Source organism: Kitasatospora sp. NPDC101157 (genome assembly GCF_044768255.1).
Lineage (GTDB): Bacteria > Actinomycetota > Actinomycetes > Streptomycetales > Streptomycetaceae > Kitasatospora.
The window spans coordinates 1-24,223 of the sequence record NZ_JBIWPL010000018.1 but is presented as its reverse complement, the minus strand read 5'-3'; the positions used below and the strand labels follow the sequence as shown (position 1 = coordinate 24,223).

Here is a 24,223-nt window from a genome sequence, read left to right as displayed (position 1 = left end):
TGCCCGTGGACGACCTGGCAGCGACGAACCGAACGGACGGCGAGAAGGGTGCGGCCGACGCCTCGGCCGCACCCGGCACGGACAGCGGGCCCATGCCCGGCGCCCGGGCCCAGCCCAAGACCGACAAGAGCGAGGCGACCCGGGCGCTGATCCTGGAGACGGCCATGCGGCTGTTCCAGGAACGGGGCTACGAGAAGACCACGATGCGCGCCATCGCCACCGAGGCGGGCGTGTCGGTCGGCAACGCCTACTACTACTTCTCCGCGAAGGAATTCCTGATCCAGGGGTTCTACGACCGGATGACCCACGACCACGCGGCCGACGCCAGGCGCCGCATGGCCCACACCCGGGACTTCTCCGAGCGGCTGCAGATCGCGCTCACCTCCTGGCTCGACACGGCCGCGCCGTACCACGAGTTCGCCGCCCAGTTCTTCCGCACGGCGGCCGACCCGACCAGTTCGCTGAGCCCGTTCTCCAACGAGTCCCACCCCGCCCGGGCGACGGCCGTCGAACTGTTCCGCGACGTCCTCCAGGGCTCCGACCTGGCGCCGAAGCTGGACGCCGAACTGGTCGAGCTGCTGCCCGACGTGCTCTGGCTGAACCTGATGGTCGTGGTGCTCTACTGGGTCTTCGACCGGACCGAGGACACCGAGCGGACCAGGGAGTTCGTCCGGCGCTCGACGCCGATGGCCGCCCGGTTGATCAACCTGTCGCGCTACCGGGTGTTCCGACCCATCGTGCGGGACGCCAAGGGGCTGATCCAGGACTTCATCCTTCCGACGATCGGGAAGACTGCGGTCAAGTAGGCCGCTGCTCCCGGCAGTTGTAGGCCGCGAGGTGATTGGTGATCGGCGGAGGCCGGCCCGCGATCCGTGGGACGGCCTCCGGCGTCGCTCCCGGCCGCTCAGAACTCGGTCGGCGTCCAGGCCCGCAGCGGGGTGCGCAGCAGCAGGTCGGCGGCGGCCGCCGCGCCCGGGCGCAGCTCGGTGAGCAGTCCCGCCGCGGCCAGCCTCGGAGCCGTCTCGGAACCCAGGTAGAGCGAGCCCAACCCGGCTGCGTCCAGGGCGAGATCGGCGTCGTCGGTGGTACGGCTGCAGCGCCCGGTGCCGTCCTCGGCGACCTCGATCGCGAAGCGGCCGGAGGCGTAGCCGAGCCGGTCCTCGACCTCCAGCACCACCCGGCCCGCGGCACCGTACGTCCGGGCGCCGAAGGCGGCCTCGACGTCCAGCAGCCGCAGCCACATGAGGTCGCCGTTCGCCGCGTCCGGGACGGCCGCGCGCGGGTCCTGGAGCAGCAGCGGCAGCGGGTCGTCCGGGGAGACGCCCCCGACGACGACCTTGCGCACCCAGTCCACGGACAGCACCAGGCGCCACAGCTCGACGGCGGTCGGCAGGTCGAGGGCGATGAAGTCGTCCACGGTGAGCGTGCTGTCGGGGAGCGCGCCGTCCCACTTGTTCTCGATCCGGTAGACCACCAGGCCGGTGACCTCACCGTCGGCGTTCCGGTGGACGGCGGCGAACGGCTCCTTGAAGCTGTCGCCCGGCACCTGGATCACATTGGTGTTGCGCTCCCACCAGATCTCGTCACGGGCGATCGCGCCCGGCTGGGTGAGCCGCCAGCGGTCGTACAACTCGGCGCCCAGCTCGCGCTGCTCGGTCAGGGTCACGAAGTCGATCCGGCCGCCGGGCACCCCGGGCAGACCCTCGCGCAGACCGCGGGTGCGCCCCAGGTCGATGCGCCAACCGCAGCCCCAGGTGGCGGGACCGAAGCCGAAGCGGCCGTAGATGTTGTACTCGGCGGCGGCCAGGATGGCGACCGCGCAGCCGCGCTCGGCGGCGGAGGCGAGGTCACGGCGCATCATCGTGCTGAGCACGCCCCGGCGGCGGTGGGTGGAGCTGACCGTGACGTTGGTGATCGCGTCGGCCTGGACCACGGCCCCGCCGGGGACGGTCAGTTCGACGTCGAAGCTGCGGAAGGTGGCGATCTGGCGGTCGCCGTCGAAGCCGGCCACCATCCGGCCCGGCTGCCACTGCCGACGGCGCAGGTCCGGCGCGACGCCCGCGTGCGGGCGCAGGAAGCCGAAGTTGAGCGCCCGGTTCCACTCCTCCACCTCGTCCACGGAGACGGCCCTGACCTGGACCCCGTTCACGGTGTCGACGGCCGCGTCATCGATGTTCTTGCCCATCGCGCCACCGTACGGCGCACGCCCCGGGGCGGCATCCGAATTATTCGGTACCCGAACCGGCCCGCGATCCTTCGTGCCGCCCGGGCGTCACGACCCAGTGGTTGGTGCGCAGGATCCGGTCCGCGAAGTCGACGTCCCGCTCGCCGAGCAGCCGGAAGCCGAGCGAACGGCAGATCCCGTTGGACGGGCCGTTGGTCACCCCCGGATTGGCGTGCACCTCGCCCCACCGGCCGTCCGCCGCGGCCGCGTCCAGCACCTCCCGCACCGCCGCCTTGGCGAAGCCCCGGCCCTGGAACTCGGGCAGCACCATCCAGCCGATCTCGGAGACGGTCACGCCGTCCTCCTCGTCCTGCCAGAGCGTGACCAGACCGGCCGCCCCGCCGGGCCCGGCCTCGCCGTCCGGCACGATCACCTTGATCCAGGCGCTGTCCGCCGCCACCAGGGCGAGGTCCTTGCGCAGCCGCGCCTCCACCGCCTCCCGCGGCAGCGGGCCGCCCAGCTCGGCCATCATCCCCTCGTCGCAGCGCATCCGGACGTACGCCTCGGCGTCGCCCGGTTCGACGTTCCGCAGGTGCACGGCGCCTCCTCAGAAGTGATCGGGCCGCCACGCTAGCGCGGACCACCGACACCGGCGCGTTCGTGCCCTCGGGGAACCTCCCGGCCAGGGCTGGGTGAGCCTGCGCCCGCAGGCGGGGCCTTGCGTTCCCTCGCGAGGGGGTGGGCGGGACTCGCAGGCGGCCGGTCTCGTGGTGGCGCATCTCCTTCGTCCGGCGCGCGCCGACGCTGATGACAGTGGTAGTCGCTAGCCTCGCCGCGTGACTCATACCAGTGATCGACGGTTCCCTGTGGCCCTCGCCGCCGCACTGGCGGTCCCGTTCGACTACGACGACGGCAAAGGGATCGACTTCGAGCCCTTCCCGGATTTCCTGTCCGCCGAGGACACCACCGACTGGTTCCGGGCCTGGACCGGCAACACTGAGTTGAACGGTGACGACTTTCGGGTGTTCGGCCAGGACGGCACGGGTGGATACGCAGCGTTCTGGCTGATCCGCCCAGGCCGGCCACTCGCAGACCAGCCCGTCGTTTTCCTCGGCTCCGAAGGCGAGACCGGCGTACTGGCGAGCGACCTGGGCGACTTCCTGTGGCTGCTCGCCGACGGCTTCGGCCCCTGGGAAGCGGCCACCACGCATGAGCCCGACCGGGCTCCACGTCCCAACCTGCCAATGGAGGCCGTCGCGAGCCGATTCGCTCCCGGTCGGCAGCAGTCGGCTACCGCCATCATCGGCCGGGCAACCCAGGAGTTCCCCGACTTCGACGACACCGTCATGGAGCTGTGCCGCTGACCTCGACACGTACTCGGCCGGTGCAGGAAGCGACAGAACGCCCCGCTCGCCGTCCCACTGACTTTTCGTCACACGCAACGGAGACGAAAAGTCGGTGAGAAACCGAAAAGTGGCGAGAGAACCTACAAAAAGCACCGACATATCAGGGCCTGGCGTAGTAGTCCGGGGTACCCATGATCCAGAGGCTGGCCTGCTTGACCGGCATGCCGACCCGCGGGGCCTCGATCATCTGGTCGTCGCCGATGTAGAGGCCGACGTGGTGGATGTCGGCGGAGCGGCCGGTGTCGGTCCAGAAGACCAGGTCGCCGGGGCGCAGTTGGCGGTAGCTGACGGGGGTGGACTGGGCGTACTGGTCGGCCGCGAAGTGGTTGAGCTGCTTGCCGCCCTCACGCCAGGCCATCATGGTCAGCCCGGAGCAGTCGTAGCCCTCGGGCCCCTCGCCGCCCCAGATGTAGGGCAGCCCGATCTTGGACTTGGCGAAGGCCACGGCGGCGGACGCGCCCTCGGCCGACCAGGAGCCGGCGGCGGGCGGCACCGGCTGCACCCTGGCGGCGGCTGCCGCTGCCGCTTCGGCATCCCGGGCGGCCTGCTCGGCGGCGGCGCGGGCGGCCGCCTCCGCCTCCCGGGCGGCGATCGCCTCCAGCGCCTCGCGACGCTCGCGCTCCAGCGCGACGGTGGTGTTCCGGGCGGCGGCCAGCTCGGCGAGCAACTGCTCCCGGCGCCGGTGGGCGGCCGCGACCTCGCCCTGCTGGGCCGCGAGCCGCTGCTGCGCCCTGGTCCTCGCCGCGCCGACCTCGGCGGCGGCCCGCTCGGCCGCCTCGGTGGCGGTGCGGGCGGCGGCGGAGGCGCTGCGGGCGGCGGCGGCCGTGGAGGTGGCGGCGTCCAGGATCTGCCGGGTGCGCTCGCTGGCCACGCCGACCGCGGCGGCGCGGTCGCCCGCCTCGCGCGGGCCGTGGGCGCCGAGCAGGGCGTTGAGCGCGGACAGTTCGGCGCCCGCGCCCTGGCGGTACGTTTCGGCGGCGAGCCGGGCGGCGTCCTCGGCGGCCCCGGAGCGCTCGGCCTCGGCGGCGGCCGCGCGCCGGTTGGCGGCGGTCTCCTCGGCGCGGGCCCGGGTGAGGGCGAGCTGGGCGCCGTTGTAGGCCTCGACGGCCTGTTCGGCGCTGCGGCCGGCCCGGTCGAGTTCGGCCCGGGCGGCGGTGAGCGCGGTCTCCAGTGCGGCGACGGAGGCGGCCTTCGCGTCGGCCTCGGCGCGGGAGCGGTCGATCTCCCCGGCCGACGGGTACGGGCCCTGGGCCACCGGGTCCCGGCCCACGGGGTCCCGGCCCGCCGGGCCCTGCTCCGACGGGGGGCCGGGGTCCGCCGGGGCAGCCTGGGCGGCGGGGAGCAGCCCGAGCAGGGCGGTGAGGGACAACAGGAGGGTCGGCAGGATCCTGCGCGCCACGAGACATCCCTTCTCACGGGTCCGGAGGGGACGGCGCCGACGGCTGCCGAGCGGCGCGCGGGCTGGCGGCCGGGCGGCGGAAGGACCGACGAATCGTCCCATCACGTGACAGAACGGTCACTGGTCGCTCATGATCTCAACTCCCGTGCCGTTCAGGCCTCGAACGCGCTCCGCCGGCCGGGTGACCATCAGATGGTCGGACCAGCCGCAACTACGGTCGACCGCAGAGGGTGTGCGAACTACCGATGGATCCGAGGGGTCCTCGTCCGCAGGTGGGAGTGCCGCTCGGGCCGGCGCTCCGCCCCGGCCGGGCCGATCCCGTACGTCCGGTTGCGCCCGGCGCGCACGATGCGGCGGCGCTGCTGCGCCCCTGCCGAGCGGCTCGGGACGCTCCCGGCCGCCCCTTCCCCCGGCTGCGGGTGCGCCACCGGCTGGTGCCCCGCCGCCCCGGCCACGGCCGCGGAGCGGCGGTCGGCCAGTCGCGCCTGCCGCCGGGCCAGCGCCCGGGCGGCGTGCGCGTCGAGGTGGGCGGAGGCCCGGGCGGCCATCCGCTCGGCGACCCGGTGGGCGGCCGGGTGGTTGGCGGGCACCTTGTCGGGTGCGCCGGCGATCAGGTCGAAGAGCCAGGTGCGGGCGCGGTCCGCACGGCGGTGCAGAAGGCGTTCGCGCCGGAGCGCACGCGCCCGGCGGCGGGAGCGCGTGGTGTACCGCCAACGGGCCCACGGGCTGCTCGGGCGGGCCAACCGGATCGCACCGATCCAGGACAGGCCGGGGACCATGATCCCGAGCAGGCCGGTCCACACCTTGCCCTTGAGCAGGGTGATCACCGAGGCCAGCGCGTTCACCGAGATCACGGTGATCAGGCCCCAGCGGGTGTCCTCGCCGGGCAGCGCGCCGAACGGCACGTACCCGATCAGCAGCAGGGCCGTGAACAGGATGCCGAAGATCACCGCGTCCACCGACTTGCGGCCCTGTTCGCTCCAGTACACGTCGTCCAGGTGCAGGATCAGCGCGAACTCGTCCAGCACCAGGCCGCAGCCGATGCCGAAGACCAGCCCGAACCAGTCGATCCACGGGGGCGTGCCGTAGGAGGCGAACACCCCCATGCCGCCGACCAGCAGGAAGCCCAGGCCGAACACCATGTGGTGGATGTGCAGGCCGCCGGGGGTGACGTTGCCGGGCCACCAGCGCACCTGGGCGCGGATCATCCGCACGCTGAACCGGATGAAGACGAAGGAGGTGATGAAGCCGATCAGCAGCAGGAACAGCGGTTGCTTTTGCGCGTTGACGATGTGCTCGCGGTAGTTGTCCAGCAGTGTCGACATGGGTCTTACCTTCGTTCCTGGTGCTGCGTCCTGCCTGCCGCGACATGGCCCGGAAGCCGATACCGGTCCGGTCCCGGCCCGCATGCCGACCCGTCGGCCCGGTCCAGGCCCGAATGCCGACCCGTCGGTCCGGTCCCGGCCCGCATGCCGGCCCACCGCGCCGGTACCGGCCCAACCCGGATCCCGGCGTTCTCGTCACCGGGGCCGGGCCCGACTCCCGGTCAGAATCCCCTGGTGCGCTTGGCCGCCCGGCGCGGCACCGCCGGATAGAGCGAGGGCAGCTCGGCGCCCACCGGCAGTTTCAGGAACAGCCGGGCGATCTCGCCACCGAGATTCACCCCGATCGCCAGCGCCATCGCGATCGCCGCCGCTCGGAAGACCGACACCAGACCGGTGCTGGAGTGGCCCTGGGCGAAGGCGAGCATCCCGAGGTAGAGCGCCGAACCCGGCATCAGCGGACCGATCGCGGCGGTCACGTACGGCAGCGCCGAGCCGTTGCGGTAGCGCGCCATCAGCTGGCCGAACAGACCGACCAGTCCCGCCGCCACCCCGGTCGCGGCGATCGGGTTGACGTGCGCGTTGTACACCAGCGCGCCGTAGCTGGCCCAGCCGATGCCGCTGTTGAGGGTGACCAGCGCGAGGGTGCGGCGGTCGGTCTGCAGCAGCATCGCGAAGGCCAGGGTCAGCACCATCGCGGCGACCATCTGGACCGGCGGGTAGCTGATGCCCACCAGGCTCTCGTCCGGTTTGAGCCTCGCCTCGAAGCCGACGCCCAGGTAGAGGATCATGATCACACCGATCACGATGCCCGCGACCAGGTAGACCACTTCCAGCAACCGGGCCGCGGCGGTGATGTAGAAGCCGGTCAGGCCGTCCTGGACGGCGGCCACCAGGGCGCGTCCGGGCAGCAGGGCGAACAGACCACCGGTGATCACCACCGAGCCGCGCAGACCCCAGTCGTTGAAGGACAGGACGATGCCCGAGGCGGCGGCTGGCATCGCGGCCGCCACGAACTGGTAGAACTCCGGCAGCCGGCGCCGGGCCAGCGCGGAGGCCAGCCGGTCGCCGAGGACGGCCGCGACGAAGGCGCTGCCGAAGACCAGCCAGGCCTTGTCGTCGAGCTGTCCGCCGACCAGGAAGGTCGCCGCGCCGGCCAGCAGACCGGTGGTCAGGGCCAGCAGCCAGGCCGGGTACGGGTGCCGGTTGCGGCGGATCAGGGCCAGGCGGCGGTAGGCGTCGTTGACCGTCACCTTCTCCGCGGTGATGTCGGCCACCAGTCCGTAGACCGCGTTCAGCCGGGTGTAGTCGGAGGTACGGCGGCGCACCACGCGGTCGGCGGTCACCGGCGGCTCGACCAGCGAGGGCTGGTACGAGATGCCGATCAGGGTGAAGGTCACCTGCGGCTCGCAGCGGTCCAGCCGGTAGGCGTGCGCGATGCCGAGCATCGCCGCCTCGACGTCCTCGGCGGCCTCGCCGCTGGCCAGCAGCAGTTCGCCGATGCGCAGCGTCAGGTCGAGGATGCGCGGGACGTTGCGGGCGGTGCCCGCGGAGGGGTGCATCTCGCGGGCGGTGCGCTCGAAGGCGGGGCGCTCGGACATCGGGGTGCGCAGCAGGGTGCGCATCCGGTCCGGCCAGGGCACCTCGCCGGGGGCGCCGGCGGTCAGCTCGGGGATCGGGATCCCGGTGGGCGGGGTGTAGCCGGCCGCGCGCCACTCCTCGGGAGTGAGGGTGTCCTCGGCGACCGAACGACGACGGGCCGGGCGCTCGGGGGCCGGGCGCTCGGGGGCCGGGCGCTCGGGGGCCGCGTCGCGCGGGCGCAGGTCTATGGTCAGCTCGGGGTGCGGCTCCAGCGGCGGCTCCGGTGTCGACCCGGGCTGCGGTTCGGCCCGGTGCCCGGGCTCCGGCTCGGGCGCCGGCTCGGCGTGCGGCGCGGGCTCCGGCTCGGGGGCCAACAGGCCCCTGGTCTCCGGGACGGGCGGGGCCAGCGGCACCTCGATGGTGGGCTCGACGGGCGGAGCGGGGTGGCCGAGCAGGCCCTCGGTGGGCGGCGCCTCGGCGGGGTGCACCGGCCGGGGCGGGGTCTGCCCCAGCTGGCGAACCGTCCGGCCTCCCCTCGCCCGCTTGCCCGCACCCGGTCGGCCCCGCTTAGGCACTTCCGCTCCTCGCCACCCCTGGTGGCCGCCGCCGGCCACCGTTCGATCTCGGGTTATACCTTGCCTGATCGAACAGCTGGACGCACATGTACGCGACGTCCCGCGGCGGCGGGCCCGAGCGCCTACCCGGCGCGGTGGCGGGCGGCGGGCTCCGCTCCGGAGCGGCGGGCCCGCAGCAGTTCGACCGCCACCGGGATCACCGAGACCAGCACGATGCCGACCAGGATGGCCTCGACGTTGTCCCGGACGAAGGGGATCTGTCCGAGGAAGTGGCCGAGCACGGTGACCCCGGCACCCCACACCACCCCGCCGACCACGTTGAACAGCACGAAGCCGCGGTAGTTCATCCTGCTCACCCCGGCGACGACCGGGGTGAAGGTGCGCACGATCGGCACGAAACGGGCCAGCACGATCGCCTTGGGGCCGTGCCGGTCGAAGAAGGCGGCGGCCTTCTCGACGTTCTCCTGCTTGAACACCCTGGAGTCGGGGCGGCGGAAAAGACTCGGCCCGACCTTCCGCCCGAACAGGTAGCCGACCTGGTCACCGGCGACGGCGGCCGAGACGATCAGCGCGCAGACCAGCCAGAGCGGCTGGTGCAGGTAGGTGCCGTCGGCCACCAGCAGACCGGTGGTGAACAACAGGGAGTCGCCCGGGAGGAAGAAACCGATCAGCAGGCCCGACTCGGCGAAGACCACGGCCAGGATGCCGATCAGGCCGAAGCTGGAGATCAGGGTGGCCGGTTCGAGCCAGGACGGGCCGAGGGCGAGGCTGGTCACGGTGCAGGCACTCCCGGGAGTCGGGTCTTGGCAATGCAAAGGTAAAGCATTGACAAAGACTCGCCCGGATGCCGAATGGTTCCCCAGCCCCCTGCGAGAGCCCGGTCGATCGAGCCCGGGCCGAGCCGGGGAACCGAAGGCCCTCCGGCTCAGATTTCGTAGCGCTCGATGATCTCCGTGTGCCGCCGCAGGTCCGCCCCCGCCGCCTGGGCCAGGTCGAGCCAGGTCACCGGGTGCTCCCAGCCGGCCGTGAGCTCGTGCAGCAGCGAGTCGGCGCGCTCGGCCGAGGCGGTCGGCGGGAGGCCGAGGGCGGCGTAGACGCCGGGCAGGTCGCCGTCCTCCCGCTCCGGGTCCGGGAGCCGGTACTGCTCCCCGCTGTACACCCAGACCGCGTAGCCGGCCGCCCGCAGCTCGTCCCGGAACCCGGCCCAGGCCTCGTCCCCGGGCCGGACGCCGTCGATCCAGTAGGTGGTGTAGCCGGCCGGGTCGAGCAGGGTCAGCAGCGCGAAGGTGGGCCGCCAGCTCTCCCGCTCCTCCTCGGTGGCGTCCTCGGCCGGCGGGTGCTCCAGCAGGGCCGGGGCGAAGACCACCACGTCGCCGTGGTTGAGCGCCACGTCCGCGCCCAGCACCGGCAGGATCCGGGCGGTGGCCGGGCCCGTCCGGACGGCGGGCAGGTCGGCCCTGGTGCCGTTGGCGCGGGTGGCGCGGACGCTGATCAGCTGCCACTCCTCGTCCACCGGGCCCTCGGGCTCGTCGAACTCGATGCCGATCCGCGCGCCGGTGGAGCGGACCACGGCCCAGTCCCGGTTGGCGCTGGCCGCGGTGATCAGGTGCCAGAGGTCGCGCTCCTGGACCGTGCGGTGGAGCTCGTCCTCCCCCGCCTCCTCGGCGGGCAGGGCGTGCTCCAGCAGTTCCTGGTAGAGCCGCTGCGCGGTGGCGTGGTCGCCCAGCTCGGTGGCGGCGGCCGCGGCCAGCCGCCGGGGGTTGATCCGGCCCGCCTCCAGCGCCAGGATCGCCTCGCAGTGCTCCAGCACCTCGGCCCAGCGCTCCTCGGCAGCGGCCCAGCGGGCGCGTATCCAGCGCCCGTCGGCCGGGCTGGTCGCGGCCAGCCGGTCGGCGAGGCGGCGCACGCCCTCGGCGTCCCGGGCCTCGATCAGGGCCTGGCCGAGCGTGCCGGTCAGCTCCTTGCTGTCCGGGTCGGCGTCCAGCCGCTGCCAGAGCAGGTCGGCGGCGGCCCGGGCGTGGCCGAGGCCGCCGAGCACGTCGGCCAGCAGCACGGCCAGTTCGGTGGCGCCGGCCTGCTCACCCCGGTACCGGTCCAGGGCGACGGAGAGCAGGTCGGCGCCGGTCTCGAAGGGCACCCCGGCTTCGGCCAGGTGTGCCGTCAGTTCGCCCGGCGGGACGGGCAGCTCGGGCACCGGCAGTGCCTCGGCGGCCGCGCGCAGGGCTGTGACCTGCTCGGCCACGCCCGCGGTGCGACGCAACTGGGTGAGCTTACGCTCCCCGGTGGCCGCGAGCGTGAGCGCCACCGTACGGGCTCCGCGGGCGAGCGCCAGCCGACCGGCCGCCAGCAGCAGGTCCACGCACGGGCGGTGCGAGCCGGTGCCGTCCAGGTAGCCGACCCAGCCGGCCAGCACCGCGCCCAGCTCGGCGTCGTTCTCCCAGGCGCCGGCCGCGACCAGCAGCTCGACCGTCTCCGTCCAGCTCTGGCGCAGGTCGGCGTGCCGCTCGGCCTCGGCCCGCTCGGGCAGCAGGGCGAGTGCCTCCTCGGTGCGCCCGAGCGAGGCGAGCGCGCGGGCCCGCTGCAGGGCGCCCGAGCGCCGGTCGCTCTCGTCGAGTTCCTCGCCCCGGGCCCTGGCCTCCTGGTCGGCGGTGTCCAGCAGGGCGAGCACCTCCTCGTGCCGGCCCAGCAGGTGCAGGGTGCCGGCCCGGGCCCGGTGGAAGCGGAGCGAGACCCGCTGGCCCGCCGTCCGCATCCGGGCGGCGGCGGTGTCCAGATGGGCGAGGGCCTCGGCGGGACGGCCGTCGTCCTCCAGGGCGTCGGAGTACTCGCGGGAGAGGCAGTCGAAGCAGGCTCGGCCGGGCTCGATCCGGTCCAGCGTCTCGCCGACCACGTCGAGGCGCTCCCGCACGTACCCGGGGCCGTCGACCCGGGCGTGGCAGATCGCGAAGTCCTGCACCACGCAGACGGACTGCGGGCAGCCGGCCGTCTCCTCCCGGTGGGCGAAGTCCAGCAGGTCGACCACCTCGGGCAGAACGGACTCGCCCTGCTGGCGCTTGTTCAGCAGGTTCTGCATCCGCCAGTGCCGCAGGTAGACCTCGACCCAGGGAAGGCCGAGGGCCCGGGCGGAGGCGACGGCCTCCGGGTAGACCGCGTCGAGCTGCTCGTTGCGCCCCTCGGTGGCGTGCTCGGGCAGCTCGTAGATGGCGTCGGCCAGCCGGCGGTGGCCGGCCGCGTGCAGCTGCTGGTGGGTGTCGCGCACCCAGGCCCAGATGTCGGTGGTCATGTCCGTTCCCCCTGCGTCGTGCTGATGAGTTGTCTACCGCGAGCCACTGACAGTGGCGTCCGCCGGGCGGACCGTCACGCCTGTTTCCGGAGGTCGCCGGGGCTGTCCGGGACGTCCGGCAGGCCGGCCGGGACGGCGGCGGTCAGGGCGGACACGGCGGTGCCGACGCCGGCCAGTGCGGCGCCGAGGTCGCCCTCGGCGGGGCCGGTCGAGGCCGCCGCCATGATCACCTTGAGCGAGCGGAGCAGCCCGGCCGCGGTGGCGCTGCCGGTGTGCCCGGCGCGGTAGGCGGCGAGCAGGTCCTGGACGGCCGGACAGGCCAGGTTGAGGTAGAGCCGGGCCCTGACCTCGCCGTCGGTGCGGGCGGTGAACGCCCGGGCCAGCCGCAGGGCGGCGGACGGGATCCGGGCGTCGGCCTGGTCGTCCTCGATCCGGGCCTTCAGTTCGGCCTCGCGGTCCGGCACCAGGACCAGCGGCAGGCCGGGCGGGTCGAAGCGGGCGGGGACGAGCTGCTCGCCCGGGTCGGCGAGGGCGCCGGACAGCCAGGCCGACTCCTCGGGCGGCAGCGGGCGCTCCGGGTCGCGGAAGAGTTCGCGGTTGCCCTGCTCGCTGCCCAGCTCGACCAGCCGGCAGCCGCGCAGCTGGGCGTAGCGGCGCAGGAACGGCAGGACGGCGTAGCGGTCGCCGCGGGCGATCGGCACCCGCATCGCCCGGTACAGCATCTCCTCGAAACCGCCCCCACTGCCCAGCGCGACGTGCACGGCTCCGCCGCCGGCCGCCCGCAGCCCGCCCGCGGTGAGGTCGCCCTGCGAGGTGGGCACCGGTACGTCGTCGGCGAGCAGGGTGAACAGCCGCTCGTCGCAGAGCGCGGCGCCGAGCAGGTCCTGGCCGTGCCGGGTGAGGATCCGGCGCCAGGCGGCGGGCCGCAGCCGGGCCGTCTCGTAGAGGCCGTCCACGACGGCGTCGGTGAGGGCCCGCTGGAGCGCGCGGTAGTGCTCGTCGCGCTGGAGGTCCTCGCGGCTGGCGGTGGGGGTGAGCCGGTTGGACTCGATCACCCCGCCGATGAACCCGGCCCAGCTGGGCAGTAGGTCGCGGGCGTCCTCGGCGAGCAGCATGCCGCGCAGGTAGACGGCGAGATCGCGGTTGTCGCTGCTGCCGTAGGTGCCGCCGTCCTGGACCCAGAGCAGGCCGACGGCGTCGGTGGCGCCCTCGACGGCCCCTTCCCCCTGGACGGGCAGCACGGGGAAGGCGGCGAGCGGTTCGAAACGGCGGCCGAAGGCGGTGGCGAAGCGCATCCGGGCGGCGTACCGGTCCCCCGCCACTTCCTGGCGCCAGGGCACCTGGACGGCGTTGACCGGCTGCTCGTCCTCGCCGACGAAGACCGGGATGGGCAGCAGTACGCAGTACCGGCCGAGGACTTCGCGCAGCGCCTGCTCGTCGGCGAGGTGGGCGTGCTCGGCCTTGAGCGCCAGCTCGACCACGGTGCCGGGCTGCGGACGGGCGGGCACCGGCTCGACCTGGTAGTGCTCGCCGCCGCGGCTGCGGTAGCGGTGGCCGAGCCGCGGTTCGCGGTGCGAGGTGGTGGTGACGGTCACCTCGTCGGCGACCGAGAAGGCGGAGAGGAAGCCCAGGCCGAAGGCGCCGATCAGCTCCTGGTTGCCGGTGAGTTCGCGCAGCATCCGGGTGTAGCCGGTGCCGACGGTGGCGAGGTAGGAGTGGATCTCCGGTTCGGTGAGGCCGGCCCCGGTGTCCTCGATGGCGACGGTCCGCCGCGCGGCGTCGGCGCGCACCCGGATCAGCGGCCGGTGCTCGCCGTCCGGGTCCTCCAGGAGCCGGCGGGTGTGCGAGTCGTGGGCGTTCTGGACGAGTTCGCGCAGGGCGACCAGGGGGGTCGAGTAGAGGTGGGTGGCGAGGACGTTCACCAGGCCGCCGAGGTCGACCTCGGTGGTGCGCAGGTCCTCGGCGGGGGTGGGCTCGGTCGTGGCACCTTCAGACATGGGTCCCCAGTGTGCCAGTGCGACAATCTGCCGACCATTTCTTTCTGTGCATCAGCCGGCCCTGCCGGAATGACGGATTCTGGTCAACGCCGAATGGGCCGATCCCCCACGATCGAGGGAAATGCCACCCGTTTGGTGGAGGTCGTCCACGGCGCTGGTGAATGCTGAGCGCGCGACGTCAGGCACCGGCGCTCCGGAGCGGCCACTCCGGTCGCGCCACATTCGCACTTCCAGTCCAGGGAGACCAGCGTGTCCCGTATTCGCGCAGCCGCCGCCGTCACCGCCCTCGGGGCCTTCCTCCTCGTCGGCGTCGGCGCCGCCACCGCGCACGCCGCCAACGGCGCCGGCGCGAACGACCACTCCAACGGGAGCGTCGTGAGCAACGCCGGTTCCGGCAACGTCATCGGCCCGGTCACCGGAAACGTGGTCAACACCCAGCAGACCGCCATCGGTTCGGGGGCGAGCAACCAGAACAACGGCCTCGCCGTGACGGGCAACGGCGGCACCATCGGCGCCCTTCAGGGCAACGGGAACTTCGACGCCCGGGCCCTCTACCGGCACGTCCTCCGCTAGGGCTCCGGCGGCACTCCCGTTCCGGGCCGGGTGCCCCGCCTCCGCGTCGACGGGGGCGGGCGCCCGGCCCGCGCGTTACTCCGGCAGCGCCAGCACCGCCCGGCCCAGCCGCCTCAGACAGTCGCCGAGGTCCGGCCTGGCGCTGTGCGGACGGTTCCGCACGCCGTCGTTGACCAGCGAGAACAGCGCGTGCACCCGGATCCGGGCGGCCACCGCGTCCTCCTCCGGGCGCACCTGCCGCAGCAGGTCGACCCAGGTGCGCAGGAAGTCGCGCCGGAAGTCCACCGCGGCCCGGCGGTCCGGCGGGGCCAGCCGCTCGGTCTCGCTGAGCATCGCGCCCAGGTAGTCGCCGTTGCGCAGCGCGAAGTCGACGTAGGCGTCGAGCCCGGCCGCCAGCGCCGCCCGCGGCCCGGCGGCGCTCGCGATCGCGCCGTCCACCTGGTGCCAGAGCCGCTCCCGGCTGCGCACCAGGGAGGCGGCGAGCAGGTGGGCCTTGCTGTCGAAGTGCCGGTACACGCTGGGGCCGGAGATGCCGACGGCGGCGCCGAGTTGGTCGGTGCTGACGTTGTCGAAGCCGCGCTGGTGGAACAGTCGGACGGCCGCCGCGAGCAGTTCCTCCCGACGCGCCTGCGGCCTCGACGGTGGCACCGGTACGGGCTCCGGCCCGACGGCCGTGCCGTCCAGGGGCACCGCGAGGACGGCCGCGACCAGTTCGCGCAACAGCGCCTCCGCCCGGCGCGGTTGCGGCGCGGCCGACTGGTAGGACAGACCGGCACAGCAGGAGAGCGCCGACCAGCAGAGCAACTCGGCGTCCCCGGGCACGAGTTCGGGGCGTTCGGCGCGCAGCACCGCGGCCATCAGGGCGACGTCCGTACGGAGTTCGCGGCGCAGCTCGGCCCGGCGGGCGGGCGGCAGCAGCCGGGCGTCGCGCTGCACCAGCGTCCCGAGCGGGCGGTGGCCGACCGCCACCGCGGCCAGCGCGGCGCCGAGTTCGGCGGTGGTGCCGGCCGCGCGCAGGCCGTCGGCGAGTGCGTCCAGGCCCAACCGGACGGCACGGTCCAGCAGTTCGGGCTTGCCGCGGAAGTGCCGGTAGAGGGCGGGTGCGGTGATGCCCACCCCGGCGGCGACCTCGGTCATCGAGACCTGGTGGTAGCCGCTGCGGTGGAAGCGGTCGGCGGCCACGGCGAGGATCTGGGCGCGTCGGCCGGGCGGCCGTCGGACCACCATGGCGGGCCTCCCTCGTGTTCGTCCCCGGTCCCGCCCGCAGGCTAGCAAGGATTCACTTGACCGCCGCGCGGAGCAGCTCCTCCACGCCGGTTCCCGGGGGTCGCAATGCTGGACAGTCGAGGCTACCGGGGATTAACTTGTCGGGCCACCACCTGGCACGTTCCGCCTCCGCCGGCCCGCCGGCCGGCACCGTCGAAGGGAGCGCCGCCGTGCGCCGCACCGTGTTCAACGAGGACCACGAGGCCTTCCGGGAGACCATCCGGGACTTCATCACCAACGAGGTCGTCCCGGTCTACGAGAGCTGGGAGGCCGAGGGCCACCCGCCCCGCGACTTCTACCGCCAGCTCGGTGAACTCGGCGTCTACGGCATCGAGGTGCCGGAGGAGTACGGCGGCGCGGGCGAGAGCGGTTTCAAGTACCAGGCGGTGATCGCCGAGGAGACCGCCCGGGCGGGCGTGAGCTTCGGCTCCTCCGGGGTGCACACCGGGCTGGTGCTGCCGTACCTGCTGGAGTACGCCAACGAGGAGCAGAAGCGGCGCTGGCTGCCCGGCTTCGTCTCCGGCGACATCATGACCGCGATCGCGATGACCGAGCCGGGCGCCGGCTCCGACCTCGCGGGCATCTCCACCACCGCCCGGCTCTCCGAGGACGGCACCCACTACGTCCTGAACGGCGCCAAGACCTTCATCACCGGCGGCGTGCTGGCCGACCTGGTCCTGGTGGTCTGCCGCACCGCGCCGTACGACCCGGAGAACCGCCGGGCCGGGCTGTCGATCCTGTGCGTGGACACCACCTCGCCGGGCTACTCGGTCGGCCGCAAGCTGCAGAAGATCGGCCTGCGCACCTCGGACACCGCGGAGTTGGCGTTCAGCGACGTCAAGGTGCCGGTGGAGAACCTGCTCGGCGAGGAGGGCCGGGCCTTCTCCTACCTGACCCACAACCTGGTGCAGGAGCGGCTGGCGATCGCCGTCGGCGCGTACGCGGCGGCCGCGGCGGCGGTGCGGTTCGCGGTGCAGTACGTCAAGGACCGCAAGGTGTTCGGCAAGGCCGTGGCCGAGTTCCAGAACACCAAGTTCACCCTGGCCGACTGCCAGGCCCAGGTGCTGGCGCAGCAGTCGATGGTGGACCGCGCACTGGAGCTCTACCAGGACGGTGAGCTGACCGTCGCGGACGCGGCCGCCGCGAAGCTGTTCTGCACCGAGTCGGCTTCCACCGTCATCGACAAGTGCCTGCAGCTGCACGGCGGTTACGGCTACATCCTGGAGTACCCGATTGCCCGGCTCTACACCGACAACCGGGTGTTCCGGATCTACGGCGGCACCAGCGAGGTCATGCGCAGCATCATCGCCAAGTCACTGGGGCTGTGAGCACGTAGCCGCCGCGGCGGCCCGCGGCGGGCCGCTGCGGGGGCACCGGCGCGGCGGCCCACGCCAGCATCCGCGGGGGCGCGCCCGGTCGGCTCAGTTGGGCGAGCCGTGCTCGGCCCGCCAGGCCTCCCAGCCGGCCGCGGACGCCACCTTCGCCTCGCGCAGCGCCCGCTGGGCGAACGTGGCCGGCGCGGTCTCCAGGCCGCGCACCCAGCTGCGGCCCGCCGTGAACAGCGCCGCGCACACCAGCGCCGCCCCGGCCGCGCCGAGCACCGAGCCGATGCCGGTCAGTGCCACGCCGCCGACCAGCAGCGAGCGGTTGACCTGGAACCCGTTGAAGATCCTCTTGTTGGTCGCCATGCCTCCACGATGCGGGCAATCGGCGGGGACCGCACCTCGGGTGGCCCGCTCCGGGGCTCTCCGGGTGCGCGTCGCCGGTGCGTCCGCCAGCCTGGGCACACGGCCCGGGCGCCCGGCTTGAGCACCCGGCCCGAAGGAGGAGGCGGCGCGATGCCCGATCTCGAACGGCTCGCCGTGGAGCACGCCGCCCGCGCGGCCGAGAGTCCGCACGGGCGCAGCGCCCACCTGGTGCTGCACGACGGGATGCTGCGGCAGACCGTGATCGCGCTGACCGCAGGCACCGCGCTGGACGAGCACACCCCGCCCACCGCCGGGAGCGTCCAGGTGCTGCGCGGCCGGGTCTCGCTGACCATCGCCGGGCGCCGGCTGGAACTGTCCGTCGGCGAGCTGGAGCCCGTCCCGCAGGAGCGGCACGGGCTGCTGGCCCACGTCGACTCGGTGGTGCTGCTGACGGCGGTCACCGCGTAGTGCCGGCTCCCAGCACGCTGCCGCTGACCAGCCGGAGCCCGCGCAGGAACTCGTACCCGTTCGGGGCCAGTTCGGGCGCGGCCAGCCACTGGGCGACGTAGCCGGCCAGCAGGATCTGGTAGAAGGTGCCGCGGGCGAGCTCCTCCTCGGTGTCCGGCACCTCGGTCAGTCCCTGGAACACCGCGGCGAGGCCGAGCCGGCCCTCCTTCTGCGCCTCCTCGAAGGCCTGCGCCAGCTCCGGGTTGTGCCCGGCCTGGGCAAGGGCTTCGAACTGGGCCGCCCAGAGCCCGCGGTGCTCGACGAAGACGTCCCGGAGGCCGTTCCAGACGGCCGCGAAGCGCATCTCCGGATCGTCCGACACCTGGTTGGCGCCGTACACCACCACTGCCAGGGCCTCGCCCATCTCGCCGATCGCCTCGATCATCGCGGCGTTGAGCAGCGCGTCCTTCGAGCCGAAGTGGTAGCCGATCGCGGCCAGGCTGACGCCCGAGGCGGTCGCGATGTCGCGGGCCGTGGTGCGTCCGTAGCCCTTCTCGTACAGGCAGCGCTTGGCGCCGGCCATCAGGTCTTCGCGGTTTCCCATGCTCCGATCCTACGGAGGTGCTGCACAGATGTCTTGCACGTGCGTCTTGCACGTCGGTCTTGAACGGTCGTATTGCACGATCGTTTTACACGTTTGTACTAGACAAGCGTCTGACACATCCGTACCGTCTTCTCCATGACCGCAACCACCGGCCGCGCAGGCCGTCGCGAATGGATCGGCCTGGCCGTCCTCCTGCTCCCGACGCTCGTCCTGTCCATGGACATGGGCGTGCTGTTCTTCGCCGTCCCCTACATCTCCACCGAGCTGGCCCCCAGCGGCACCCAGCAGCTGTGGATCATGGACATGTACTCGTTCCTGCTGGCCGGACTGCTCATCACGATGGGCGCGCTCGGCGACCGGATCGGCCGCCGCCGACTGCTGATGGTCGGCGCCGCGGGCTTCGCCGGCGCTTCCCTGCTGGCCGCCTGGTCCGGCAGCGCCGAACAGCTGATCGCCGCCCGCGCCCTGCTCGGCGCCGCCGGGGCCACCGTGATGCCCTCGACCCTCGCGCTGATCCGCAACACCTTCCACGACGCCAAGCAGCGCCAGATCGCGCTCGGCGCCTGGGGCGGCATGCTCACCGCCGGGGCCACCCTCGGCCCGGTCGCGGGCGGGCTGCTGCTCGACCACTACTGGTGGGGCTCGGCCTTCCTGGTGGCCGTGCCGGTGATGGTCCTGGTGCTGCTGACCGCGCCCGTCCTGCTCCCCGAGTACCGCGCCGCCGCCCCTACCGGCCGCTTCGACCTGCCCGGCGCCGCACTCTCGCTCGCCGCGGTCCTGCCACTGGTCTACGGGGTCAAGACGCTCGCCGTGGACGGCTGGCGCCCGCTGCCCGCCCTCGCCGCCGCGGCCGGACTTTTGCTGGCCGGCGCCTTCGTGCGGCGCCAGCGCACCGCGGCGAACCCGCTGATCGACCTGAGCCTGTTCCGGATCCGCACCTTCAGCGGGGCGATCAGCGTCAACACCCTCGCGATGTTCGCGATGATGGGCTTCGCCCTCTTCACCTCGCAGTACCTGCAGCTGGTCAAGGGCATGAGCCCGTTCACCGCCTCGCTCTGGTCACTGGTACCGAGCCTCGGTGTCGGCGCCGCGGTCGGGATCAGCTCGGCGCTGGCCGGCAAGGTCCGCCCGGCGGCCCTGATGGGTGGCGGCTTCGTGGTCGGCGCGGCCGGCTTCGCGATGATGACCCAGGTGGGCCCCCACTCACCGCTGGCGCTCATCCTCACCGCGGCGGGCGTGCTGGCCGCGGGCACCGTCGGCACCATGACGATGACCGCCGAGATGGTCGTCACCGCCGCCCCGGCCGAGCAGGCCGGCGCCGCGTCCGCCACCTCCGAGACCGCCGTCGAACTCGGCAGCTCCCTGGGCATCGCCCTGCTGGGCGCGGCGGGCGCCGCGGTCTACCGCCACCAGCTGGACGGCGCCCTCCCGGGAGGCGTCGACGGCGCGGCCGCCGGCACCGCCCGGGACACCCTCGGCGGCGCGGTCTCCGTCGCCGCCCACCTGCCCGGCCGGCTCGGCCCGGACCTGCTGGAGACCGCCCGCGGCGCCTTCACCGACGGCCTGCACGCCGCCGCCGTGGTCGGCCTGGTCCTCGCCCTCGGCGCCGCCCTGCTGGCCCACCGCCTCCTGCGCCACCTCCCCGCCGCCGCCCCGGCCCCGGCCGCGGCCCCGGAGCAGGAGACCGTCGCCGCCTGACATCCACAGGAGCGGTCCCGTCCACGGCCCCGATCCACGCGAGTCATCGAGAGCCCCCGCCCATCCGGGAGGGGGCTCTCCGCCGTCCACCCGGGGGTGGACGGCGGAGCGTCCACCCCCGGGTGCGTGTCGCGGCGGCCCGGGCGGAGGAGCGTGGAGGGGCAATCACGACCGTCAGGAGCCAGTCGATGTCCCTGCCGTCCCTCCTCTCCCTGCTCGGGATCCTCTGCTGGATCGCCTACGAGCTGTTGCTGCGCCGCCGCGAGGACAGCGCGGCCGGCACCTGGCACGCGGACGACCGCGACCGCGGCTCGACCCGGCTGCTGCTCTCCTGCTACGTGGCGTCCGTGCTGGCCGTGGTGCTGTTCGACCGTGCCTCGATCGGCGAACCGCCGACCTGGGCCCGCTGGTTCGGGGTCGCGGTGGTGGTCGCCGGACTGGCCCTGCGGGCCTGGGGCATGCGGACCCTGGGCCGCTACTACACCCGCACCCTGCGCACCGTGGACACCCAGGAGGTGGTCCGCTCCGGCCCGTACCGGCTGATCCGCCACCCCGGCTACACCGGCAGCCTGCTGGTCTGGATCGGCTACGCGCTCGGCTCCGGCGGCTGGGCCGCGGCCCTGGTGGTCGCCGCGCTGCTGCTCGGCGCGTACGGCTGGCGGATCGCCGCCGAGGAGCGGCTGCTGCTGGCGTCCTTCGGCCCGGCGTACGCGGAGTACCGGAAGGAGTCCAAGCGCCTGGTGCCGTTCGTCTACTGATCGGAACGGCCGTGACGGAGGGTGCGCTCGGGCCTCCCGTCGGGGCCGGACCGCTCACGATCCGTTCGGACGGCACCTGCTTTTCGGCCAGCGTTTCCCGGCCGGTGTATCCGTTCGCCGTCAGGTCCAGGCATACTGGCGAGCATGGGCGCTCGCGCCCACCCGTGACTCTAGACAAGAAGGGACCGGTGGCCAGGGATGCTGCGGAACGGTCTTGAGCCCTGGCACATCTTGGTGGTGCTGGCGGTCGTAGTCCTGCTGTTCGGATCGAAGAAGCTGCCGGAGATGGCGCGCGGCCTGGGCAAGTCGATGCGCATCCTGAAGGCGGAGACCAAGGCGATGCGCGAGGAGGACACCCCGGCGGACGCCGGCACCGCGCAGAGCACGGCCGCCCCCCAGCAGGGCGCCGACCGCCCGGCCGTCACGCCCACCAACGTGACCAAGGCTGCCGAGACCAAGCACACCGAGACGAGCGCCTGAGTCGTCCGGACCTCCGTCGAGCCCCTGGTGGATCTTCCGCCGGGGGCTCGACGCCGTTCCGGCCCCTCGTACGGGGGTCGCCGACGGGCGGCCGACGATCCGTCGGGTCAGGCTGGTCGGAACATGTCCCGGAACCCGTCGCGCCTCGACCTGGTGGCCCCCGTCTCGCTGCTGGTCGCCTGCACCGCGCTGATGCTGGCGTACTTCACGCTGCCGCTGCGCGCCCTCGGCTACCACCACCCGGTGCTCAGCTGGCTGGTGTTCGTGGCCGCGCTGGTCGGCCTGAGCGCGCTGCTGCTGGCGAAGACCATGGCGGTGCTGGCCGGTCGGGCGCGCCGACCGGCCGCCTGGCTGGCCTTCCTGATCTTCCTCGCGATGACGGTCTTCGCGGCCGCCTACTACGTCATCGCCGCCCGGCCCGGCGACTTCAACGGACTGCACACCCGGCTCGACGCGCTCTACTTCACCGTCGTCACGCTGGCCACCGTCGGCTACGGGGACATCACCCCGGCCGGGCAGGCGCCGCGGCTGCTGGTGATCCTGCAGATCGGCTACAACTTCGTGTTCCTCGCCTCGGCGGCCGGGACGATGTCGCGGACGCTCCGGGCGAACGTCGAGAGCCGGGCGCACCGGCGGTCGTGAGGAGCCCTCCGGGTGTTCCGGTTCCCTCGCGACTGTCCACAGGCTGTGGATGGAGGGGTGGACCCAGGGGGCTCGGGGGCAGCGGCTCGGGGCTCGGGGGGCAGCGGGTCGGGCTCAGGGGTGGCTGGTGTCGATCACGCAGAAACGATTGCCCTCGGGATCGGCGAGCACCACGAAGTCCGGGTCCTCCGGATAGCTGTCCCAGTCGACCCGCTCGGCGCCGAGGGCGAGCAGCCGCTCGACCTGGGCCGCCTGGTCAGCGGCGTCCACGGCGTAGAGGTCGAGGTGCACCCGCGGACGCTCCTGGACCGGCGACTCGCTGAGCCCGAGGGCCAGTTGCACGCCGCGCCCGCCGTCGGCGGGCACCAGGACCACCCAGTCCGCCCCGACCAGCCCGCCGCGCGGGACGTAGTCGAGGGCGGCCGTCCAGAAGGCCACCGCGCGCGGCAGGTCGGAGACTCCGAGAACGAGGGAACCGATCGTCAGCATGGCGCCATTCTGGTACGGCGTCAGCGTCGGGCCGACCGCGGCGCCAGAGGTGAAGCGGCCTCAGTCGTCCTGGAAGTTGGCGGCGGTGTGGAGGGTGGCGTACAGCGCGGACAGGCGGGCGTTCCAGTTGGCGTAGGTGGGGACGTCGATGGCGTGCTTCTTCCCCAGGTCCTTGATGGTCTTCTGGGCGCTCCGGAGCTGCTGGGCGGCGTCGTCCGGGTTGCCCTCGTTGAGCCGGGCGGCGGTGTCGTCGAGGATCCGCAGCAGCTCCGCCTGACGGTCGCGCTCCTTGGTGATCTGCGCCTGGGCCACGGCCTGACGGAACGACTGCAGCTGGACCTCGGCGGGCTGGTTGCGCGGGACGGCCTGGGTGGGGGCGGGAGGCGCCGTCGGGGAGCCGGCGGCGGCCGAGGTGGCGGCCGGGGCGGGGGCGCCCGTCGTCGGGGCCGCGGGCGGGGTGGTGGGGGTGGTGGCGGCCGGGGATGCCTTGGTGGCGGCGGCGTTGCCGGCCGGCTCGTCGAAGGCGGTCACGACCAGGGCGATGATCCCGGCGAGACCGGCTATGCCCAGGGCGCCGAGGACGAGGGGCTTGTTGCGGCGGTTCCGGGCCGGCGTGGGGAGGGCGACGGCGCTGGGCCGCACGGCGGGCGGCACGGCCCGGACCGGCGCCATCACGGAGGTCGCGGCCGGCACCGGGTGCTGCGGCGCCTGCGGCGGGAGCAGGGTGGTGTGCTGCTGGTCCGGGTCGACCGGGGCCACCGGCGGCAGCAGCTGGGTGGCCGCCGAGGTGGTGGCGAGCAGTTCGGCGGTCGGATCGCCGACCGCCAGTCCCGGGACGGTGGCGAGCAGCTCGGCCCGCGCCGCGGTGGCGTCGGCCGGGCGGTGGGCCGGGTCCTTGGCCAGCAGCCGCAGCACCACGGCGTCCAGGGCCGGCGGCAGGCCGGGGCGCCGGGCGGACGGCGGCAGCGGCTGCTCGCTGACGTGCTTGAAGGCGATCGCCACCGGGGACTCGGCCGTGAACGGGGTCTCGCCGGTGAGCATCTCGGTCAGCACGCAGCCGACGGCGTAGAGGTCGGTGCGGCCGTCCAGGGCGGAGGCGGTGGCCTGCTCGGGCGAGAGGTAGGCGGCCGTACCGAGCACGCTCGCGGTCTGGGTCAGATTGCTGGAGGAACCGGCCCGGGCGATGCCGAAGTCCACCACCTTCACGCCGCCGTCGTCGGTGATCATGATGTTCCCGGGCTTGATGTCCCGGTGCACCAGCCCGGCCCCGTGCGCGACCGCCAGCGCCTCGCACACCGCCGCCGCGATGCCGACCGCGCGCTCCACCGGCAGGTTCGGCTGCTGGACCAGGAGGGCGGCCAGTGAACGGCCCTGGACCAGTTCCATGACGATGAACGGGGTGCCCTGGTCCACGCCCGAGTCGAAGACCATGACGATCCTCGGGTGCACCAGCATGGCGGCGTGCTGTGCCTCGCGGCTGAAGCGCTCGGCGAAGCGGGGGTCGTCGGCGAGGCCGCCGTTGAGGACCTTGACGGCCACCTGACGGCCCAACACGCGGTCGATGCCGCGCCAGACGGTGGCCATGCCGCCGACGCCGAGCATCTCGACGAGTTCGTAACGCCCGTTCAGCGCCCGTCCGATCACCTGGGAACTCCCCTCACGTGCGGCGCCCGGGGTTCCGGGGAATGCCTTGTGCACTCGTGCACGATAGCCGCCTTGGGTTGGGGGACGGTTGGGGGCTGTGGGGGGTTGCTGTTGGGGGGTTGCTGTTGGGGGTGGGGCTTTCGGGAGGGTGGGTGACGCCGGGGGCGGTTCCGGGGGTGGGTGGGTGTGGGGGGAGGGGGGTGTGGT

At 73.6% G+C, this 24,223-nt stretch carries 22 protein-coding genes; 9 read left to right on the top strand and 13 right to left on the bottom strand.

Going from position 1 to position 24,223, the window contains the following annotated elements:
- Window positions 1-92: 92 nt before the first annotated feature.
- Window positions 93-806: a TetR family transcriptional regulator gene (locus ACIRVF_RS28985; protein ID WP_402824397.1), complete on the top strand. Its 714-nt coding sequence runs from the start codon at window positions 93-95 to the stop codon at window positions 804-806.
- A 98-nt stretch (window positions 807-904) separates the two neighbouring features.
- On the opposite strand, the gene ACIRVF_RS28980 is transcribed toward ACIRVF_RS28985, so the two are convergent.
- Window positions 905-2,185, bottom strand: a complete 1,281-nt coding sequence (locus tag ACIRVF_RS28980) for a GNAT family N-acetyltransferase (RefSeq protein ID WP_402824016.1) — start codon at window positions 2,183-2,185, stop codon at window positions 905-907.
- A 40-nt stretch (window positions 2,186-2,225) separates the two neighbouring features.
- Window positions 2,226-2,762 carry a GNAT family N-acetyltransferase gene (locus ACIRVF_RS28975; protein ID WP_402824013.1) on the bottom strand — a complete coding sequence of 179 codons (537 nt, stop codon included), beginning with the start codon at window positions 2,760-2,762 and terminating at the stop codon, window positions 2,226-2,228.
- 238 nt (window positions 2,763-3,000) lie between these two features.
- Between ACIRVF_RS28975 and ACIRVF_RS28970 the strand changes: the two genes are divergently transcribed.
- Entirely contained in the window at window positions 3,001-3,528 is a 528-nt protein-coding gene (locus ACIRVF_RS28970; RefSeq protein WP_402824010.1) for an SMI1/KNR4 family protein, read from the top strand.
- A gap of 142 nt (window positions 3,529-3,670) precedes the next feature.
- On the opposite strand, the gene ACIRVF_RS28965 is transcribed toward ACIRVF_RS28970, so the two are convergent.
- From ACIRVF_RS28965 to ACIRVF_RS28940, 6 genes are all read right to left on the bottom strand, one after another.
- Window positions 3,671-4,969, bottom strand: a complete 1,299-nt coding sequence (locus ACIRVF_RS28965; RefSeq protein WP_402824008.1) for a C40 family peptidase — start codon at window positions 4,967-4,969, stop codon at window positions 3,671-3,673.
- A gap of 239 nt (window positions 4,970-5,208) precedes the next feature.
- Window positions 5,209-6,294, bottom strand: a complete 1,086-nt coding sequence (locus ACIRVF_RS28960) for a hypothetical protein (RefSeq protein WP_402824006.1) — start codon at window positions 6,292-6,294, stop codon at window positions 5,209-5,211.
- Window positions 6,295-6,515: 221 nt separating this feature from the next.
- Window positions 6,516-8,285, bottom strand: a complete 1,770-nt coding sequence (locus tag ACIRVF_RS28955) for a threonine/serine exporter family protein (RefSeq protein ID WP_402824394.1) — start codon at window positions 8,283-8,285, stop codon at window positions 6,516-6,518.
- Window positions 8,286-8,569: 284 nt separating this feature from the next.
- On the bottom strand, window positions 8,570-9,223 hold the full coding sequence (locus tag ACIRVF_RS28950) for a DedA family protein (protein WP_402824003.1): 654 nt from the start codon (window positions 9,221-9,223) through the stop codon (window positions 8,570-8,572).
- Between the two features lie 149 nt (window positions 9,224-9,372).
- Window positions 9,373-11,730 carry a hypothetical protein gene (locus tag ACIRVF_RS28945; RefSeq protein WP_402824000.1) on the bottom strand — a complete coding sequence of 786 codons (2,358 nt, stop codon included), beginning with the start codon at window positions 11,728-11,730 and terminating at the stop codon, window positions 9,373-9,375.
- Between the two features lie 74 nt (window positions 11,731-11,804).
- The gene (locus tag ACIRVF_RS28940; RefSeq protein ID WP_402823998.1) at window positions 11,805-13,727 is read right to left on the bottom strand and encodes an ATP-binding protein; all 1,923 of its coding nucleotides are present in this window, start codon (window positions 13,725-13,727) and stop codon (window positions 11,805-11,807) included.
- A gap of 249 nt (window positions 13,728-13,976) precedes the next feature.
- Here ACIRVF_RS28940 and ACIRVF_RS28935 point away from each other — a divergent pair, with 249 nt between their 5' ends.
- Window positions 13,977-14,300 (top strand): hypothetical protein, encoded by a 324-nt coding sequence (locus tag ACIRVF_RS28935; RefSeq protein WP_402823995.1) that lies wholly within the window; start codon window positions 13,977-13,979, stop codon window positions 14,298-14,300.
- A gap of 75 nt (window positions 14,301-14,375) precedes the next feature.
- Here ACIRVF_RS28935 and ACIRVF_RS28930 read toward each other — a convergent pair whose 3' ends face one another.
- On the bottom strand, window positions 14,376-15,527 hold the full coding sequence (locus ACIRVF_RS28930; RefSeq protein ID WP_402823992.1) for a TetR/AcrR family transcriptional regulator: 1,152 nt from the start codon (window positions 15,525-15,527) through the stop codon (window positions 14,376-14,378).
- A gap of 209 nt (window positions 15,528-15,736) precedes the next feature.
- Here ACIRVF_RS28930 and ACIRVF_RS28925 point away from each other — a divergent pair, with 209 nt between their 5' ends.
- Complete coding sequence (locus ACIRVF_RS28925) at window positions 15,737-16,894, top strand: acyl-CoA dehydrogenase family protein (protein ID WP_402823989.1); 1,158 nt, start codon at window positions 15,737-15,739, stop codon at window positions 16,892-16,894.
- Between the two features lie 93 nt (window positions 16,895-16,987).
- Here ACIRVF_RS28925 and ACIRVF_RS28920 read toward each other — a convergent pair whose 3' ends face one another.
- The gene (locus ACIRVF_RS28920) at window positions 16,988-17,254 is read right to left on the bottom strand and encodes a hypothetical protein (RefSeq protein WP_402823986.1); all 267 of its coding nucleotides are present in this window, start codon (window positions 17,252-17,254) and stop codon (window positions 16,988-16,990) included.
- A gap of 150 nt (window positions 17,255-17,404) precedes the next feature.
- Here ACIRVF_RS28920 and ACIRVF_RS28915 point away from each other — a divergent pair, with 150 nt between their 5' ends.
- Window positions 17,405-17,722 carry a cupin gene (locus ACIRVF_RS28915; RefSeq protein ID WP_402823983.1) on the top strand — a complete coding sequence of 106 codons (318 nt, stop codon included), beginning with the start codon at window positions 17,405-17,407 and terminating at the stop codon, window positions 17,720-17,722.
- Here ACIRVF_RS28915 and ACIRVF_RS28910 read toward each other — a convergent pair.
- On the bottom strand, window positions 17,712-18,305 hold the full coding sequence (locus ACIRVF_RS28910; RefSeq protein WP_402823980.1) for a TetR/AcrR family transcriptional regulator: 594 nt from the start codon (window positions 18,303-18,305) through the stop codon (window positions 17,712-17,714). The genes ACIRVF_RS28915 and ACIRVF_RS28910 overlap by 11 nt on opposite strands.
- Before the next feature lie 135 nt (window positions 18,306-18,440).
- Between ACIRVF_RS28910 and ACIRVF_RS28905 the strand changes: the two genes are divergently transcribed.
- From ACIRVF_RS28905 to ACIRVF_RS28890, 4 genes are all read left to right on the top strand, one after another.
- A complete protein-coding gene (locus ACIRVF_RS28905) occupies window positions 18,441-20,003 on the top strand; it encodes an MFS transporter (protein WP_402823978.1) in 1,563 nt (520 codons plus the stop codon).
- A 188-nt stretch (window positions 20,004-20,191) separates the two neighbouring features.
- Window positions 20,192-20,761 (top strand): methyltransferase family protein, encoded by a 570-nt coding sequence (locus ACIRVF_RS28900; protein ID WP_402823976.1) that lies wholly within the window; start codon window positions 20,192-20,194, stop codon window positions 20,759-20,761.
- Between the two features lie 198 nt (window positions 20,762-20,959).
- Window positions 20,960-21,241 (top strand): Sec-independent protein translocase subunit TatA, encoded by a 282-nt coding sequence (gene tatA, locus ACIRVF_RS28895; RefSeq protein WP_380418904.1) that lies wholly within the window; start codon window positions 20,960-20,962, stop codon window positions 21,239-21,241.
- Window positions 21,242-21,364: 123 nt separating this feature from the next.
- Window positions 21,365-21,883 (top strand): potassium channel family protein, encoded by a 519-nt coding sequence (locus ACIRVF_RS28890; RefSeq protein ID WP_402823973.1) that lies wholly within the window; start codon window positions 21,365-21,367, stop codon window positions 21,881-21,883.
- Between the two features lie 114 nt (window positions 21,884-21,997).
- Here the strand turns inward: ACIRVF_RS28890 and ACIRVF_RS28885 are convergent, their stop codons facing one another.
- Together ACIRVF_RS28885 and ACIRVF_RS28880 are read right to left on the bottom strand one after the other, a co-directional pair.
- Window positions 21,998-22,372: a VOC family protein gene (locus tag ACIRVF_RS28885; RefSeq protein ID WP_402823970.1), complete on the bottom strand. Its 375-nt coding sequence runs from the start codon at window positions 22,370-22,372 to the stop codon at window positions 21,998-22,000.
- A 60-nt stretch (window positions 22,373-22,432) separates the two neighbouring features.
- Window positions 22,433-24,070: a protein kinase gene (locus tag ACIRVF_RS28880; RefSeq protein ID WP_402823967.1), complete on the bottom strand. Its 1,638-nt coding sequence runs from the start codon at window positions 24,068-24,070 to the stop codon at window positions 22,433-22,435.
- Window positions 24,071-24,223 lie beyond the last annotated feature (153 nt).

What these genes read in the sequence shown, in the direction of transcription:
- ACIRVF_RS28985 (WP_402824397.1), top strand. Translation starts at nt 93, where the DNA reads ATGCCCGGCGCCCGGGCCCAGCCCAAGACCGACAAGAGCGAGGCGACC.
- ACIRVF_RS28980 (WP_402824016.1), bottom strand. Translation starts at nt 2,185, where the DNA reads ATGGGCAAGAACATCGATGACGCGGCCGTCGACACCGTGAACGGGGTC.
- ACIRVF_RS28960 (WP_402824006.1), bottom strand. Translation starts at nt 6,294, where the DNA reads ATGTCGACACTGCTGGACAACTACCGCGAGCACATCGTCAACGCGCAA.
- ACIRVF_RS28945 (WP_402824000.1), bottom strand. Translation starts at nt 11,730, where the DNA reads ATGACCACCGACATCTGGGCCTGGGTGCGCGACACCCACCAGCAGCTG.
- ACIRVF_RS28940 (WP_402823998.1), bottom strand. Translation starts at nt 13,727, where the DNA reads ATGTCTGAAGGTGCCACGACCGAGCCCACCCCCGCCGAGGACCTGCGC.
- ACIRVF_RS28930 (WP_402823992.1), bottom strand. Translation starts at nt 15,527, where the DNA reads ATGGTGGTCCGACGGCCGCCCGGCCGACGCGCCCAGATCCTCGCCGTG.
- ACIRVF_RS28920 (WP_402823986.1), bottom strand. Translation starts at nt 17,254, where the DNA reads ATGGCGACCAACAAGAGGATCTTCAACGGGTTCCAGGTCAACCGCTCG.
- ACIRVF_RS28915 (WP_402823983.1), top strand. Translation starts at nt 17,405, where the DNA reads ATGCCCGATCTCGAACGGCTCGCCGTGGAGCACGCCGCCCGCGCGGCC.
- ACIRVF_RS28910 (WP_402823980.1), bottom strand. Translation starts at nt 18,305, where the DNA reads ATGGGAAACCGCGAAGACCTGATGGCCGGCGCCAAGCGCTGCCTGTAC.
- ACIRVF_RS28905 (WP_402823978.1), top strand. Translation starts at nt 18,441, where the DNA reads ATGACCGCAACCACCGGCCGCGCAGGCCGTCGCGAATGGATCGGCCTG.
- ACIRVF_RS28900 (WP_402823976.1), top strand. Translation starts at nt 20,192, where the DNA reads ATGTCCCTGCCGTCCCTCCTCTCCCTGCTCGGGATCCTCTGCTGGATC.
- tatA (WP_380418904.1), top strand. Translation starts at nt 20,960, where the DNA reads ATGCTGCGGAACGGTCTTGAGCCCTGGCACATCTTGGTGGTGCTGGCG.
- ACIRVF_RS28890 (WP_402823973.1), top strand. Translation starts at nt 21,365, where the DNA reads ATGTCCCGGAACCCGTCGCGCCTCGACCTGGTGGCCCCCGTCTCGCTG.
- ACIRVF_RS28885 (WP_402823970.1), bottom strand. Translation starts at nt 22,372, where the DNA reads ATGCTGACGATCGGTTCCCTCGTTCTCGGAGTCTCCGACCTGCCGCGC.